The organism is Methanococcus maripaludis (assembly GCF_002945325.1).
Taxonomy (GTDB): Archaea; AGJL01; Methanococci; order Methanococcales; family Methanococcaceae; genus Methanococcus; species Methanococcus maripaludis.
Genome location: NZ_CP026606.1, coordinates 512,041 through 528,931, shown reverse-complemented (window position 1 = coordinate 528,931; position 16,891 = coordinate 512,041). Strand labels below are relative to the sequence as shown.

17 protein-coding genes are annotated in these 16,891 nt (G+C 31.1%); 7 read left to right on the top strand and 10 right to left on the bottom strand.

Going from position 1 to position 16,891, the window contains the following annotated elements:
* Positions 1–174: 174 nt before the first annotated feature.
* Genes MMJJ_RS02810 through MMJJ_RS02800 form a run of 3 tightly spaced genes read left to right on the top strand, consistent with a single transcriptional unit; the run spans position 175 to position 2,358 of the window.
* Positions 175–639, top strand: coding sequence for a hypothetical protein (locus MMJJ_RS02810; protein ID WP_104837594.1), 465 nt, complete (start codon positions 175–177; stop codon positions 637–639).
* A gap of 27 nt (positions 640–666) precedes the next feature.
* Positions 667–2,160 (top strand): hypothetical protein, encoded by a 1,494-nt coding sequence (locus tag MMJJ_RS02805; RefSeq protein WP_104837593.1) that lies wholly within the window; start codon positions 667–669, stop codon positions 2,158–2,160.
* A gap of 18 nt (positions 2,161–2,178) precedes the next feature.
* Entirely contained in the window at positions 2,179–2,358 is a 180-nt protein-coding gene (locus MMJJ_RS02800) for a hypothetical protein (protein WP_104837592.1), read from the top strand.
* A gap of 185 nt (positions 2,359–2,543) precedes the next feature.
* On the opposite strand, the gene MMJJ_RS02795 is transcribed toward MMJJ_RS02800, so the two are convergent.
* Both MMJJ_RS02795 and MMJJ_RS02790 read right to left on the bottom strand, forming a co-directional pair.
* Complete coding sequence (locus tag MMJJ_RS02795) at positions 2,544–2,777, bottom strand: DUF3892 domain-containing protein (protein ID WP_104837591.1); 234 nt, start codon at positions 2,775–2,777, stop codon at positions 2,544–2,546.
* Between the two features lie 47 nt (positions 2,778–2,824).
* Positions 2,825–3,019 carry a hypothetical protein gene (locus MMJJ_RS02790; protein ID WP_211286623.1) on the bottom strand — a complete coding sequence of 65 codons (195 nt, stop codon included), beginning with the start codon at positions 3,017–3,019 and terminating at the stop codon, positions 2,825–2,827.
* Positions 3,020–4,103: 1,084 nt separating this feature from the next.
* On the opposite strand from MMJJ_RS02790, the gene MMJJ_RS09525 reads away from it, so the two are divergent.
* Positions 4,104–4,283 (top strand): type II toxin-antitoxin system RelE family toxin, encoded by a 180-nt coding sequence (locus MMJJ_RS09525; protein WP_104838578.1) that lies wholly within the window; start codon positions 4,104–4,106, stop codon positions 4,281–4,283.
* A 69-nt stretch (positions 4,284–4,352) separates the two neighbouring features.
* Here the strand turns inward: MMJJ_RS09525 and MMJJ_RS02780 are convergent, their stop codons facing one another.
* The 4 genes from MMJJ_RS02780 to MMJJ_RS02765 form a co-directional block, all read right to left on the bottom strand.
* Positions 4,353–5,600: a TULIP family P47-like protein gene (locus MMJJ_RS02780; protein ID WP_104837589.1), complete on the bottom strand. Its 1,248-nt coding sequence runs from the start codon at positions 5,598–5,600 to the stop codon at positions 4,353–4,355.
* 310 nt (positions 5,601–5,910) lie between these two features.
* The gene (locus MMJJ_RS02775; RefSeq protein ID WP_158658963.1) at positions 5,911–7,347 is read right to left on the bottom strand and encodes a phosphatidylinositol-specific phospholipase C; all 1,437 of its coding nucleotides are present in this window, start codon (positions 7,345–7,347) and stop codon (positions 5,911–5,913) included.
* Positions 7,348–7,664: 317 nt separating this feature from the next.
* Complete coding sequence (locus MMJJ_RS02770; RefSeq protein ID WP_104837587.1) at positions 7,665–8,075, bottom strand: hypothetical protein; 411 nt, start codon at positions 8,073–8,075, stop codon at positions 7,665–7,667.
* A gap of 11 nt (positions 8,076–8,086) precedes the next feature.
* Positions 8,087–8,410: a hypothetical protein gene (locus MMJJ_RS02765; protein ID WP_244901556.1), complete on the bottom strand. Its 324-nt coding sequence runs from the start codon at positions 8,408–8,410 to the stop codon at positions 8,087–8,089.
* Between the two features lie 128 nt (positions 8,411–8,538).
* Here MMJJ_RS02765 and MMJJ_RS09290 point away from each other — a divergent pair, with 128 nt between their 5' ends.
* From MMJJ_RS09290 to MMJJ_RS02755, 3 genes are all read left to right on the top strand, one after another.
* The gene (locus MMJJ_RS09290; protein ID WP_158658962.1) at positions 8,539–8,706 is read left to right on the top strand and encodes a hypothetical protein; all 168 of its coding nucleotides are present in this window, start codon (positions 8,539–8,541) and stop codon (positions 8,704–8,706) included.
* 193 nt (positions 8,707–8,899) lie between these two features.
* Entirely contained in the window at positions 8,900–9,427 is a 528-nt protein-coding gene (locus tag MMJJ_RS02760) for a TATA-box-binding protein (protein WP_104837586.1), read from the top strand.
* Between the two features lie 78 nt (positions 9,428–9,505).
* A complete protein-coding gene (locus tag MMJJ_RS02755) occupies positions 9,506–9,946 on the top strand; it encodes an EVE domain-containing protein (protein ID WP_104837585.1) in 441 nt (146 codons plus the stop codon).
* Position 9,947: 1 nt separating this feature from the next.
* On the opposite strand, the gene MMJJ_RS02750 is transcribed toward MMJJ_RS02755, so the two are convergent.
* The 4 genes from MMJJ_RS02750 to MMJJ_RS02735 all read right to left on the bottom strand — a co-directional run bounded on the left by MMJJ_RS02750 (position 9,948) and on the right by MMJJ_RS02735 (position 16,883).
* Positions 9,948–11,261, bottom strand: a complete 1,314-nt coding sequence (locus MMJJ_RS02750; RefSeq protein ID WP_104837584.1) for a restriction endonuclease subunit S — start codon at positions 11,259–11,261, stop codon at positions 9,948–9,950.
* Between the two features lie 28 nt (positions 11,262–11,289).
* Positions 11,290–14,388: a type I restriction endonuclease subunit R gene (locus MMJJ_RS02745; protein WP_104837583.1), complete on the bottom strand. Its 3,099-nt coding sequence runs from the start codon at positions 14,386–14,388 to the stop codon at positions 11,290–11,292.
* Between the two features lie 17 nt (positions 14,389–14,405).
* Entirely contained in the window at positions 14,406–15,911 is a 1,506-nt protein-coding gene (locus MMJJ_RS02740) for a class I SAM-dependent DNA methyltransferase (RefSeq protein ID WP_104837582.1), read from the bottom strand.
* 93 nt (positions 15,912–16,004) lie between these two features.
* Positions 16,005–16,883, bottom strand: a complete 879-nt coding sequence (locus MMJJ_RS02735; protein WP_104837581.1) for a DUF5655 domain-containing protein — start codon at positions 16,881–16,883, stop codon at positions 16,005–16,007.
* Positions 16,884–16,891 lie beyond the last annotated feature (8 nt).

Genomic DNA, 16,891 nt, shown 5'->3' with positions numbered 1-16,891 from the left:
TAAAGCTGATAAGGTTTTTTAAGATTTAGGATAATTTACTGTTTTTTGAGGAAACTTTTCGACATTTTTAAATATTGTTTTTTTAATATTTTAATTGATAATTTTTCGGGAAAATTTGTTTATTAAAATTATAATTTAATAATAAAATTTTTATTGTATGATTTTGGTGTTGGAATGGAAGATAATAACAATTTTAAGGGTGAAATTAGTAGGCATATATCTTTAGTTTTAATTATCGCCATTTTCATATCATATCCAAGATATCATTTTATATTCCTATGTTTAGCAGGAATCTGGATATTAATTTTAATCATGGGTTTCCTGGCACCGGCTTATCTTAAAAAAATATTACAATATATACTATATGTCATAAATATTAGGCACCGTAAAACTATTTTTCGGGGAAGTAAACGTGCTATTCATACTTTATCGGTTTTAATTTATGCTGTTAGCAATTTTATGGTCATATATGATATATTTACTAATTATTCTCCTGACGAGATAGTTGCATTGTCATATTTTTCAATTGCTATCGGAATCATAATACTGCTCTTATCGATTCTTATCGAATCCTTATCCTTATTTATAAACGTGTTTTTAAATTTTTTAGAAGATATTCTCTTAAGATTAACAGAATAAAATAATTTATGGATTAGATGTGAAAATATGGTTTTGGAAAATAACAGTATTACTTTGATTAATAATTCTTCAGAAATTGTATCTAATGTATCTACTGTATTTTCCAACAATTCTTCAGAAATTGTATCTAATGTATCTACGGCATTAATAAATAATACTCCCCCGTTAGATTCAGCATGGATTTTTTCGATAGTTGTTTTAGTAATATCTATACACCAAATACTCTCAAAATCCCAACGTAGGAATATTTTTTACATACTGGGATATTTTGAATATATGCTAATTTTTTCAACATTACTGTTAATTTATGTAACTATTGCCCATTACACCATTTCTTACGATTTATGTAATTCTTTACTATCCTTGGTTATTACGGATATAGAAAATCCATTAATGACTTTCAGTTATCTTTATGGATTGATCATTTTGGCTTATTTTTTATTAAATTTTAAAAATAATCGTTTATCTCAAATTAATCGGTTTATTGATAAGTTGTATGACCGCTTCACAAAAAAAGATTATTTAATAATTTTAACTGATTTGGAGATATATTTTGAAGAATTATATGAACATTATTTAATGATTGAAAAAGATTTTGAATTTAACGGTAGATTTGAATGTTTTTTAAATATAATATCTGATGAAGAAGAATTTATTTCGGAGATGGCTAAGAAATATCCAATGTTATTATATAAATTGTTAAATTCATCAATAGATTTTGATAAGGATGTATTATGGGCCAATTATTGGAAATATTTAGTTTCAACCAAGGGTAGTGACCTATACAAGGAGTTAAAAAACCTAAATTCGGAGGATTATTTTGACTTAAGTACAGAAAATATTTTGGAATTAGAATACGATGACGATTTAATCATAAAATCTATATTTAACATAGATATTGATATCAATTCCAGCATAATTTCCACGATTGGCCATTTTATTAAAAAAGAAGAACAGATGGCATATACAAATGGAGGTTCAGATATAGAACTACTGGATTCCCCGATTTATATTGCATTATTGATTTACGATTTAAAATTAAGGCATGCTCTAAAAAATAATTCCTATACGAATATTAAAATTTTTAATCCTATAATGGATATTATTTTAAAAATAGTAACCTCAATGGAGATTTACTGGAGATTGTTTGGATATTATGCCCTAATGGAACAATATCTTGAATTAATTTTTAAATTATATTACCGTTGGACTACATTTTCAAAAAAAGATGTGGATTTTGGATTAGAATTAGTATTAGTCATTTCAATGTCATTCCATAGTATTATGACTGCAAGATTAAACCCTCAAACTAAAGATAAAATTTATAACATAATGAAGAAAATATTAAAGTACATTGACGAAGAAATGGAAGAAGAAGTCAAAAAGAAATATTTCGAAAAATTATTTGAAGGCGTAAATTTAAGATCTGAAAATCCAATATCTGGAAGATATGATAATTTAGAACTAATTGATGAAATTTATTCGAAAATTTACAGTGAAAACCTGAGAAATGTAATTTAATTGTTATTTGGTGAAAATATGGCAACAGAAAATGAAAATCCAATAGTGGTTTTAATTACCATCATATTTGGAATAATCATACTTGGAGGAGTTAGTGCCGCATTATTACCAATGTTAAAAGGAACCAGCGTATACGGAATTGCTTCATTTTTTGCATGGATTTATAATGATATATTCCTAAAACTAATAACTCGATAAATACGGCGAATATTTGAAGAAAAAATTTTCTAATTAAATTTAAAATAACCTTTTCATTAAATTTCAATAATTCTTATCATAAATTACTCTTTTTAAATTTGATTGAAAGAAAGGATATGCCTGTTATTTTAAAAAATTAAAAAGAAATTAATAATTTTTTTATGAAAAAGTTTAATTTGAATTATTTATCCTAAATTATTATTTTTCTTTCCATCAGGATTTGAACAGGGAGTTTTTACGTTATTTACTTTTCTTACGTGTGCACCAGTAATTTCTCCGGATTCTATTTTATTTACGACCTGAGCCCGGCTTAACTCTTCACCAGTTTTGGTGTTTTTAAACTCTAAATTTCTACCTGAATCGGATTCTTTGGTAACTTTAATATCCTTAATATTAGTTTTACCAGATTTATTTCCCATTTTTATCACCATATGTCTTTTTTAAAAATTAAAAATTGATTGTTATTTTAGTATCTAAATACGTCAAGGAATTCAACGCCCAAATAGAGTAAAAATAAGTCATCTATAAGGACAAATGCTAAAGTAATAATATGAACTGCGCTTGTTGCACTTGCACTGAACATATTAAAGAAATAATAATTACCCGTTAGGAAATTTATTATTACTCCCCAAAATCCTGAGGGAACTCCGGGAAATTGCATGATTGCAGTTAGAAATGCTAGAAAAGCACTAAATGCTATTGCTCCTAAAATTTTTTCTTTAAAGGACGTCATATTGTACCTCTTTAGAGTTTATAACTTTTTTTAGCTTTAATTCTAAAATATGTCCAAAGCTAACGCTAATCCTTTTTCAAAAGGCATCAGTCAGTTATCAAAATATACTAAAGACTACAGAAAAATTATAAATACAATAATCGTCAAAAAGAGTATTGAGGATTATTACGGTTTCGGTGGTAGTCCCTGTTGTTTGTTTGTTGAATTATTTTACATTGTGTCACCTCCTAGAAGGTGACATTTATTAACTTTCACGTTTTCACCGATTTTTCAAATTGTTAACATAAAGAAATAACATTATCATTGTTGTTGTCTATACCATATATTATTTTGAAATTTTATCTTTATATATGTTATTGCCTGGCGATGCATGAGGATGCATTTTACATTAAATATAATTATATTATACAATCGCTTAGTAGCAAAATCCTATCAAGGTATATTTGGGGCAAACACCAGCTAAGGTAAACATTAAAATTATACTAAAAATTAGAAGATCAATGTCATATTCTACCCAATAGAATATTGGGGATCAAAACAGATGTTTTAAATTATACTAAAATAAAAAATGTTCAATGATGAAAAGTTTAAAATTCGAAAAATAGCTTTCTTTTTTAAAATTAATTGATTTTATGATATATTCCAAGAATTGTATAAAATAAAATTGAAAAATACATTTATCTACAACGTTAACAGAAGTTAGATTATTATTAAGTTATTAGAACTACTTTTTAATAACGTGGTGAAAATATCACTTTAAATGATGAATCAAACAGTGTTTTAAACTTTGTAAAAGCCACAAAAGAATTTAAAGACGATTTTATAAAATCAGTACTTAAAAACAAAGCATCCAAACATTCAGAGCATGTTGATGTAAGTGATGATGCTAAAATGAAAGAACTCCTTGGTTTATAATCAATTAAGGTTTTTTCATGAAAATAGTAATTGCGAATAAAAAACTGGAAAATAAAATCATTAAGATTGCAAAAGGCGACAAACCCACGCGGAAGCAATATTCAAAGCATACACTAAAATAAAGGAAAATCCGTATGTTGGAAAACCACTTAGAAATAAATTAAAGGGAACTTACCGGATACATGTCTATACGTCTTTTTTAATGATTTATGAAATAAAAGAAGAAATCGAAACTATTGTTATCTTGGAATACGAACACCACGATAAAGCCTATTAAACTCTTTTTTAACTTTTCTGTTAAATAAATTCGATTGGATTGAAAAATAAAAAAATAGATATTTAGTAATTAAAATCCGAGTTCTGTAGATATTATAATGTCTCCTGGAGAGGTTACGTCTGAAAGTTTTACATATTTTTGATTTGGCCACTGAACTGTCTGTTTTGCAATATCTGCAAAAGATCCTCCAAGGGAAGGTACATGTGTAGAAATTGCTGCTACAATAATTGCAAATATTATTAAATAGAGTGGACCTAGAACTGCTGCAATTAACCATTTCCACCATTCTACAGAGGTATGCTTATCTTTTTCTTCTTTAGTCTGTTTCATCTTTATTTCGTCATCCTCTATGTAAAATTCGTACCAATCTTTGACCCACGTGCTTATATGTATATCCATAAAAGTAACATTTGCTTTTACTTTTAAATATGCACAAAACTGTCCATTATCGATTTTGGATTCCAGATTACTTATCCAAGGGTTATGTTTTTCTTTAATTTTGATATCGCCAGTATTGTAAATGATGTTTAAACCCTTTTCAATTTTTGTAGAAATTTTTGAGGCTACTTCACTTTTATCTTTAGCTTTTTCTTTTAATCCATCAATTAACGCGGGTTTTACAATCTGGTTCATGAATATGTCATTGGATATTAATAGTCCTGAATCTGAACCATCTGGAAGAAGTAAATTATCAATTGCCATACTTCCTTCCGTAGTTGAGTTAGAAAGCATTAATATTGCAAGCACGCTGTTATCTATATCTTTAGGATCTTCAATAAACGAATACTTGGCTAAATGTGGAACTAAAGCTTTATGTTCTTTTAATTCTTTTGGCATCTTTATTGTTGCCAATTTGTATGTTTTATTGTCTGATAGGTCTTTTAACATATTTTTAACAATTCCAACGAGGATTTCCAATTCTTTAGGTGTTCCTTCTGTTTTGAAATCAACAATAAACCCTTCTTTTAGATTTACAATAAAATCGTAGTACGTGCTGTCATTTTCTGGCTGTAATGCTGATTCAACCATTAATAAATCTGTAGTCACTATTGCACTTGCATTATCGAAATTTTTGGTAAATAATCCTTCTACAGCAATTTGTCCAGACATCGGGAATATTACATCAACCTTAGTTCCCCCTCCTGGACGAACTTTTATATTTGGTGCTTTTATATCGATTTTAGCATCTGCAGTTATCGGTATTTTCAGTATTTCCAATTTATAAGTTTTTTCAACATGGTAGATACTACCTACGTCGTCTAATGCTTTGTTAAGTACACGCTGTCTTGCAGCAGCGATTAAATCCCATCCATTCATTACGGTACTTATGGTATCCCCCTTTTTAGATTATGGATTGTTAAAAGTACTTTTTGAAGATATATCGTTTAGTTAAGATTATTAAAAAGTAGATATTGTTAAAATCTGTATTTTTTGAGTGTTAAATGTTGCCAATTAAATTACTTAATCCAAATTAGGGTAGTGGGAATATTGATCAAGTATTGCTTTAAAAGAAGTAAATTATTTATTAAAACTGTAAAAAGAGAGTTTAGGTAATTAAAAATCTTCAACAATGATTTTGTAGAATAACTCCATATCTAACGCCCTTGTATTGTAAAAAGTTTTTATATCAATGAATTATTTTCCAAACTCCCTGAGTAACTTTAGTTCCGGGTCTCCAAGTAAATACTCTTCTCCTATCTTTATCAAATGGCTTATAATCCGCAGCATACAGGTATTCATTCTGGTAAACATTTCTTATGTAACATCTTGTTTTTGTGTCGTCTAAAAACTGTATTTCCCATTTTCCAGCGGTTGGAATCCCCCCTGGCCTCCAGGTAAATACTCTTCTCCTATCTTTATCAAATGGTTTATAATCCGCAGCATACAGGTATTCGCTCTGCTTTGTATTGTATATATAATAACAATTATCTTCCCTTGCAACAGGTATCAATAACCAATCCCCCTGATTAACTTTAGTTCCAGGTCTCCAGGTAAATACTCTTCTCCTATCTTTATCAAATGGCTTATAATCCGCAGCGTACATGTATTCATTTTGATATTCATTTAAGATTTGGACATCTATTTTGTATATCGGGAAGTGTTTTCTGAGGGATTGCCAATAAATATCCTCCATGTTTCCAATAGTTGGAAAGTCCATTATAACAATGCAGGATAGATCTTTCACGAATTTATTATTTTCATAGAATGTGGAAACTTTGGGATTAATCTCATCTGCAATCGTTCTCATTCCTGCAATAGGGATTACATCAAATAGGTACATATGGCCGCTAGAGAAGTTTAAATATAGTTTTTCGTAATTATGGGAAGCAATGGACTTATTAAAAAACGTATTAATTGCATCTAATTTTTCCGACACATCATCCCATAATATTTTTTCAGGTATTTTATACTCGTCTTGAACTTCTGCGATTGGCGTTGAAAATGTCTGATCATCTTTCCAGCCACTTTGTAAATTAATTCCAAAAACCGGATACGCATTATTATTTTTATCCCCATCTTCAAAACTAAATCTTCTTAATAAAACTATCTTGCCCCTTACGTCCCCTAAATTTGGAATATCGTCCCCTACATACCATTTTGAGCTATTGTAATATTTATTCATGATTGTTTGATAATAACTTTCCGTATTTTTTGAATCTTCATACTCCTTTTTTAAACTAAAAAGTATGGTTTCTGAGGGATTATTATTTAAAAATTCATAGCAACGGTTTAACACATCACCAAGGTTTTGATTTAAATAAATTGGGCCGTGATGAATGGTGATAACATCCTCAATATGCCTGCCCCTTACATCCAAAAATCTAATGCCATTTTCTAACTGTTCTTTTAAATTGTAATCTTGTGTTTGAGCAAGTTCGCCTCCTTGATAAGCACAACTGTCATGTGTTCCAGGTATTGACATCTGACTTAGTTTAACATTATCTGGAATAAAATTCATCCAGTTATTCCCCCTAGGTATTTCAGATATTCCAGAATTTTCAATTGAAATTTTAGGATTTGAATTTATTTTGTTATTTTTTAGATTAACTTCCTTTTCTTCCATAATTAACCCCTCAAATTTGGATATATAATATAATAAGATTGGAACGTTTGAATTGTGCATAAATTATAATTAATAGCTGGCATAACGATTCCATTCCTCTTCTTTTAGATTATGGATTGTTAAAAGTACTTTTTGAAGATATATCGTTTAGTTAAGATTATTAAAAAGTAGATATTGTTAAAATCTGTATTTTTTGAGTGTTAAATGTTGTCAATTAAATTACTTAATCCAAATTAGGGTAGTGGGAATATTGATCAAGTATTGCTTTAAAAGAAGTAAATTATTTATTAAAACTGTAAAAAGAGAGTTTTTGATAATTAAAATTCGTCAACATTGATTTTGTAAAACAAATCCGCATCTTTTACATAATATAATTCATTTCCTGCTTTTATTTCTTCGATTACCTTATCTTCTGGCACAATATATCCAACTAAAAACTGATCTATTGTTAAATTGCCTTCTGACATAATTTCTGTGGTTTTTGTTGAAAGGTCTGGCAGTTTAATTTTTTGCAATTTATGAACTGATAACCTGTCATCTTCAACCAGTTCGACCCATTCAATTTTTTTAACAACGTTTGAGAATGAATCTGGATTCGCGTAATTTTTATAGTCTTCGAATGCTTCAAAACCTTCTAAAGACATTTTATAAAGTGTCGATTTTAAAATATCGCTTAATTCTTCGTGGCTTTTTAGATTTCTTAAAACTTTTTCTTCTATTTCAGTCATTTTTTCACCTTTTATGCAGTTTCGCTTTTTAAATAGCTTTCATATTCTTCAATTCTTTTAGACAACGCTTCTTTTTCTTCAACTTCTTTTGAAAGAGTTTCTTTTAAATTCTGGTTTTCTTCTGTTATTTTCTGCAATTTTTTGTTTAAATGCTCGTTTTCTGAAATTACAGAAATTTTATCGAATGTTTGACGAATCACAGACCTTATATATGCCGAACGAGATACTTCTCTTCCGGTGGTGGTTCGTAGACTGTCTATTTTAGATAAATCAGACGACTCTAAGATAAAAAGAGCCTGAGTTGGCGCTTTAAGCTCTTTTTTTCTACCCTTCAAATCATCACCTCTTCGTTTTATTAAGATATATACTAATGTATATACAATTATATATATAATTTACTATATATACGCCTATATATACGAAGTCATTTAAAATATATATCAAAAAGTAAATGGAAGATTTTATGGTAAAAGTAAAAGTTCGAAAAGTTGGAAGTGGCTTCGTTTGCGGATTAAATAAAACAGAATTAGAATTTATCGGCGTAGACGAAAATGAAGACATTGATAAAAAATTAGACGTTATCGATGGAAAAAAATGTTTAATTATCTTCAAAGCCGAAGATGAAGAATAATCTATTTTCTATATGATAAAATAAGCATTTATTATTGTTTTATTTCCTAATTAATTATATAGATATATAATTAATCCCCCCGAGTAATTATTAAGGGGCTTTTTTTTATTGAATTTTATATAACTTAAAAACAAATAAATAATGTAATTAACACTTTAAAATCAAAGAAAAATTTTTAATCAAGGCAAAAACGATGGAACTTCCAGAAATTAAAATTGTAAATGTTGTCGGGTCATGTGACCTTAAAACTCCAATGAATTTGGAAGAAATTTATCCATTAATAGAAAATGCAGAATATGATCCCGATAGTTACCATTGTGTCTATATCCGACGCCCCGATACAAAAAGGATAGTTACAATATTTAAATCTGGAAAATTAAATACTGCTGGCTCAAAATCGATTGAAGAAGCAAAAAGCGCAGTTTTGGAAGTTGTTGATAAATTAAATGAGTTAGATTTCACTGATAAAAGACCAAAAATTAAAATTTACAATATTGTTGCGAATATAGCTTTGAATAAAAAATTCGATCTCGAAGAACTTTCTGAACATTTTGGGGCAGAATATGAGCCAGAACAGTTTCCGGGTGCAGTTTTAAAAACCGAAACTCCAAAAGCTACTTTTTTAATATTCAAATCGGGAAAAATTATAATAAATGGCGTAAAATCAAATGAAGAATTAGAATCTGCGGTTAATTGGATTTTAGAAAATTTAAAAAGTTAGATTTAAAACATAATTATATTATACCAAAATTTACAAAATTATTGTGTTAAAAGTGTTTTTAATTTTCAGGTGGTTTAAGTGAACTATTTTTTATGTATTACGACTGAGGAAAACTGGAATGTAATAAAAGAAAAGAAAATCTGGGGAGTTTCTGAAACTTACAAAAATACAATTTCAAAAGTGAATTTAGGGGATTATTTAATAATTTACGAAATGGGAAAATCAAAAACTAAAATATCTGAAGCAAAACCGCAATATATACGAGCAGTTTATGAGGTAACTTCTGAAATTAAAGAAGATAATAAAAAAATCTTTGAAGCACACCCAAATAATCCAAAAGAAGTGTATCCGTTAAGGATTAAATTAAAAGAAATTAAGATATTTGAAAAACCGATTTTGTTTAAAGAATTGGTTCCCGAAATGGAATTTATTAAAAATAAAATGCACTGGTCCGGTTCATTAAGACGAGCAATGGCCCAGATTGGGGAAGGGGATTATAAAAAAATTATTGGGAATTAATTTATTTTAATCGAATTTCCCCGTTCATCAATTTTGGAAGCAGTAAATCTCTTTTTTTCGCTAAAATTTGGGATTGAATACCATTTTGCCCAATTTTTGAATATATATCTTTTAAAATATCATTAAACTGTTCTTTTATCCTTTCATTAGGGATTATTACATTTACATCATCTAGGAAAAATTCAAATTTGAAGTTTGAAATTCCCGTTGATTGTTGCTGGTACAGCATAATTTTTTCGGTAGAATACAGGTCTTTTATAAATAAATCGACGTAATATGGACTTATAATATCTTTTAATCTCATTAATTTACAAAAACTCGCACAGATTAATTTATTATCGAGTTGATTTAATAATTCTGGAAGAATCATTAAACTTCTACCAACAGGCTGTCCTTTACTGCCTCCTGAAACTTCTAACACAATATCAAAGGGTTTTATAGTTCTTGATGCATAATTTGATTCTTTATGGTATCTTAAAGGAATATCTTTAATACCTCCATATCGGGCATTTGGAATATCCGTTCCTCGAATAACAAAAGCATCCTGTGGAAAATCATTTTCTTTTTCTTCTTTTCCCCAGCCACCGCCGATATAGTAGTCCACTACATCTCTTAATTTCCCAACTTTCCAATCCTTTGGAATTTCACTTCCTAAATCCTCGTTAAATTCCATTTCTCCGCCATTTTCTAAATAGGAAAGTCCATCTTCATTTAAAAAATTGAAATCGACAAACCATTCTTTAAAAATTGAATTAGCGGTTTCTTCTAAAATTTTGTTTTGTTGGTTGTTGTTTTCGATTTTGTCGTCGATTGATGATAGAATTTGTGCGATTTTTTGCTGTTCTTCGAGTGGTGGGAATGGTATCGTAAATGTGGTTAAATCATTTTTAGTAACTGCACTAAAAACTGTACCTGTACCTTCATACATTCCCACCAATCTTTTTTCAGATTCTTTCATTAAATAATATAAAAATTCATTGTCATCCAATACTTTATGGGTTAATGAAGCCAAACCACGCCCAATACAGCATTTTTGTATGGACATGTTTATATCTCCAACTGGAGCCCTCACTGAAATTAATACATCACCTTTTTCAGCGGTTTTTTTCGGTTCATTACACCACATTGTAACTGTGGGGTACTTTAAACCAAAATCTTTCCGACCTTGAAAAAATGGCAATCCTTCACCACATTCATTGTATGTTTTTGATGGTGGAGATTGCCCCATTGTGATATTTGCAAGGTCTTTTAATTCCCCAATTTCCCAATCAACAGGAATTTTTCCAATCTCTGTATCTTTAAATTCATTTTCCATTTTTTATCAAACCTTTTTTCATGTAAATTTAAGTCTTAATCCATTCTTTAGAAATTGTTTCAGCCTGTTTTAAAACAAGGTCCGCTGCAATCTGCTGTTTGTCTGGAGGATAGCCATATTTTCGAAGTAACCTTTTAATTTTAACTCTTAAAGTTGCCCTTACAGTTTCCCTAACTTCCCAGTCAATAGATACGCTATTCCTTAATGTTTCTGTAAGTTCTCGTGCAATTTCTGTTAAAATCTCTGTTCCTAAAATTTCCTTTGCTGAATCGTTGTCTGATAACGCATCGTAAAATGCGAGCTCTTCTTCAGTTAAATGTAATTCTTCCCCTCTTCTTTTAGCGTTTTCAATTTCTTTCGCAATTGCTATGAGTTCTTGAATAACTGCCGCCGAATCTATCGCTTTATTGTGGTATCTTTTAATCGCGTTTTCAATCATCTCTGAAAATTTCTTTTCCTGCAAAAGATTGTTTTTAAATTTAGCCCTTATTTCGTCATTCAATATTTTTTTAAGCGTTTCAAGTGCTAAATTTTTATATTTCATGTTTTTTACATCTTCGAGGAACTGTTCAGACAGAATCGAAATATCGGGTTTTTCAAGTCCTGCTTCACCAAATACATCGATTATTCCATCAGTTCGAACTGCACCCGATACAATCTGTTTTATCGCGCTGTTTAGTTCATCTTCTGGTTTTCCTGAAATTTCCGTATTTTTATACAGTGCCGCTTTAACCCCTGTAAAGAACGCGACTTCCTCACGGATTTTTACGGCTTCTTCATGCGGCAAAGATAGAGCGTATGACTTTATAAGTTCAAGCGCAAGTTTAACGAACCGCTTTTTCCCGTCAGGCTGAGTGAGGATAAATTCTAAAGTTTCTGGAATTACATCCATTTTTTCAATATTTGTGCCATTAAAGAATTTTGAATAGTCATGGCCATAAAAGAAATCTTTCATAGCTTCGTATTTTGATTTCATGAGGTTTACTGCATCTTCTATATCATATGTTGGTTTTCCAGTACCGCCAGATGAAGTGTAATTCATAAGCGCATACTTTAAATCCTGTGCAATTCCGATGTAGTCAACAACAAGTCCTCCAGGCTTATCTCTAAATACCCTGTTTACCCTTGCAATCGCCTGCATTAATCCGTGCCCTTTCATAGGCTTATCGATGTAAAGTGTGTGCAAACACGGAACATCAAAGCCAGTAAGCCACATATCACGAACAATCGCAATTTTAAATTCGCTTTCAGGATTTTTAAAGTGTTCAGCAAGCTCTTTTCGTTTTCCTTTTGAACGTATATGTTTTTGCCATTCTGTACCGTCAGCCGCAGAACCTGTCATTATAACTTTTAAAACACCGAGTTTGTCATCGTCATTATGCCAATCAGGCCGTAAACGAATAATTTCGTCATAAAGGTCAACACAAATGCGTCTGCTCATACATACAACGATTGCTTTTCCACTAAGCGTTTCTTCCCGTTTTTCAAAGTGATTGACAATATCCTGTGCAACTTTTGAAATCCTGTCACTGCTTCCAACAATCGCTTCAAGCTGTGCCCATTTGCCCTTTAATTTCTCTTTTTTATAATTTTCTTCAAATTCTGTAACTTCTTCAAATTCTGCGTCAAGTTTAGCAAGAACGTCGTTTTCAATTCCGATTTTTGCAACACGGCTTTCATAGTAGATTTTTACAGTTCTACCATCAGCAACAGCCCGCCTTACATCGTAAATATCGATATATTCACCAAATATCGAACGGGTGCTTTTATCTTCAAAGTCTATCGGAGTTCCTGTAAATCCAATAAATGAAGCATTTGGTAGCGCATCACGCAAATATTTAGCAAAACCATAAGTTATACCAACTTCACCGTTTTTCTCAACAGATCTCGCTTTAAGTCCGTACTGGCTCCTGTGTGCTTCATCAGCCATCACGATTATGTTTTCTCGATCAGAAAGCATCGGATATTTTGCATTAAGTTCATCTACAGAAAACTTCTGCATCGTTGTAAAGATTACTCCACCCGATACAACCTGCAACTGTTCCTTCAAGTCTTCAGCATTTTTGGCCTGAACAGGAGTCTGTTTTAATACATCAATACATGACGCAAACGTTCCAAAGAGCTGGTCGTCAAGGTCATTCCTATCAGTTACAACTACAATTGTAGGATTTCTAAGTTCTGGAGTAATTGCAAGTTTTCCAGCATAAAACGCCATTGTAAGACTTTTTCCAGACCCTTGCGTATGCCATACAACACCACACCGGCGATTTCCAGAAACTGCTTCAATAGTTTTTTCGATTGCACGATTTGCCGCAAAATACTGGTGGTATCCTGCAATAACTTTTATAATGTCTTTTCCATCCTTTTTAAAAACAATAAAATTCTTTATTATGTCAATAAACCGCGTTTTATCAAACATTCCAAGAATTGAAATCTTTAGCTGGCTTACTCCATTATTAATTTCAGAAGTTCCATCAATTGATTTCCACGGTAAAAACCACTCTTTATTTGAAGAAAGCGTACCTATTCGCGATTCCGTACCATCAGAAATTAGGATAAGCTCGTTATACTTAAAAAGTTCTGAAATTTCCGATTTATACGTTTGAATTTGGTTATAAGCACTCCAAATTGTAGCATCTTCTTTTGTAGGATTTTTAAGTTCGATTACAGAAAGTGGAAGCCCATTTACAAATATAACGATATCTGGCCGCCTGTTTTTATTATTTTGAATGATTGTAAACTGGTTTACTGCAACAAATTCGTTTTTTAACGGGTTTTTATCGAGTAAGTAAACCTTATCTCCCTTAACTCTTCCATCAATTGGATATTCTACATCAATTCCCTTAAATATAAACTCGTGAAACTTCTCGTTATTCATGAGTAAATTTGGATTTTCAAGCCTCAATACTTTTCGAAGTGCATCTTCCCTTGCAACCTCTGGAACTTTTGGATTTATTCTTGAAATTGCGTTTCTAAGGCGAGAAACAAGTACAACTTCAGAATAATCTTTACGTTCTGGAGAAGTGCCATCAGGCGCAATTTCAGGACCAGAAATTATTTCGTATCCAATACTTTTTAAAAGCTCAAGAGTCCCCTGTTCAATCGTATCTTCACATAAATTAGACATTTTACCCCCTCATTACCTTAAATTTCGTACCCCAGTTTTTTCAAATTCTCTTTTATCCGTTTGTCAAGAATTTCCCCTTCTTCAAACGTCTTTTTAAGTTCAGACACTAATTTTTCCATTTTTTCTTCAAATGGTATGCCGTCATCTTCCTCTTCTTTAAATCCAACATATCGACCAGGTGTTAAGATAAAACCCTGTTTTTCAATATCGGAAATATCTGAAGATTTACAAAATCCGGGAACATCTTCATAACCTTCACCATTTCTCCAGGAATGATAAACGCCTGCAATTTTTTTAATATCTTCTTCAGTAAGGGACCTGTTTTTCCTGCTTATCATTTCCCCCATTTCACGAGCATCGATAAAGAGTGTTTCACCTTTTCGAACTTCTTTTCCACGTCTTATAAACCACAAACATGCAGGAATCTGTGTGTTATAGAATAACTGTGAAGGAAGCGCAACAATCGCATCAACAAGCCCTGCATTAATTATATTGGTTCTGATTTCCCCTTCGCTTGATGTATTTGATGACATCGAACCGTTTGCAAGAACAAAGCCTGCAATTCCAGTAGTTGAAAGGTGGTGGATCATGTGTTGAACCCATGCAAAGTTTGCATTACCAGTTGGTGGAACTCCGTGTTTCCATCTTTTATCATCATTAAGCAGATTTCCTCCCCAGTCACTGATGTTAAATGGCGGGTTTGCAAGAATAAAGTCAGCCTTCAAATCAGGGTGTAAATCATTGTGGAAAGAATCCCCAAATTTAATATCTGCTTCAATACCTCGAATCGCAAGGTTCATGTTTGCAAGTTTCCATGTTGTCGGGTTTGATTCTTGCCCGTAAATTGAAATATCGTTAATTTTTCCAGAATGTTCAATTACGAACTTTTCACTTTGAACAAACATTCCACCAGAACCACAGCAAGGGTCGTATACTCTTCCTTTGTAGGGTCCAATCATTTCAACGAGTAATTTTACAATACAGTCAGGAGTGTAAAATTCACCACCTTTTTTACCCTCAGCACTTGCGAATTGCCCTAAAAAGTACTCGTAAACTCTACCAAGTATATCTTGTGAGTGCTCCCTGTCGATTAAAGTTATACGTCCGATTAAATCGACAAGTTCACCAAGTCTTCTTTTATCAAGTGTTGGGTTTGCATATTCTTTTGGCAAAATTCCTTTTAATCTTGAATTTTCCTTTTCAATTAATTCCATTGCGCCATCAATAACAACTCCAATAGAGTCTAATTTAGCACGTTCTTGGATGTATTCCCATCGAGATTCTTTTGGAACCCAGAATACACTTTTTCCATGAATGTTTGATTTGTATTCATCAGGGTCTTCAGGGTCTGCCCCGTCTTTAACTTCCAAAAGTAACTGTTTATATCTCTCTTCAAAAGCATCTGAGATATATTTTAAAAAAATAAGTCCTAATACGACATTACGATAATCTGAAGCGTTTATATTTCCTCTTAATTTGTCTGCTGCTTTCCAGAGGTCTTCTTCAAAGCCTAATTTTGCCATTACGCCCACCTTATAACTAAAAATAATATAATTATATTATAAATTAAGACTATAAAAAGGCTTTATATATTAATTTAAAAAAGAAAGGAAAATTTAAAGATTTTTCTCGTAACTTTGTTTAATTAATTCCATCGCATAAGGAATATCTTCTTCTTTTTCTACTTTCAAACAAGTATGTCCTGTTGGCCAGTGACCTTTCTCTGAAACATCTTCAGATAAATCTTTTGGATCATCGAGATCATCTTTATTGACATTAACATAAACTTTTAAAGCGTTTTTTTGAACCACAAATTCACAAAATTGTCTATCTATCAAATAAGCAATGTAATATTTGTTAATTTTTTCAGAAATATTTTCATCAAGTTTCAAAATTTCATCCCGAACTAAATAATATAAATTTACAATGTTTTCGGGTTTTCCGGCTAGATGGTGGTCTATTTCATACGTTTGATAGGTTATTCTCGATTTATGGCGAATAGCTTTTTCTTTTTCGTCTTTTGCAAGGTTTATTCTTTCGATATGTAACACTTCATCATCATAAATCATGTATTTCCAGAGCTCGATATTTCCAGAAAACTGGTTTACTGCGTAAGTGTCATATTTAGAATAAGATTTTGCAACGAGAATAACGCGCGGAGAATCCCAAGAAACTTCCATTTCAACACCGGCTTTGTTTAAAACCTGTTCAAAATCCCCCTTGTGATCAATAAGCCAGTCAAGATAAAATAACCCCTGAGTAATTATGTTTTCGCTTTCAACCTGTTTATATTCAATAATCACAGGATTTCCTTCAAAATCAATTCCTAACGTATCCATACGACCGCCAGTAGTAGTCGGGTATTCAGACCTTAAAAATTTAACACCAAATATTTCTTCAAGGTTGTTTTCACACAGATTTTGAATTTTTCTCTCAATATTCTTCGTTGAATTCATTTTTTCAACAGATTTTCCTGAAATTTTAAACAATGACATGAATTTCC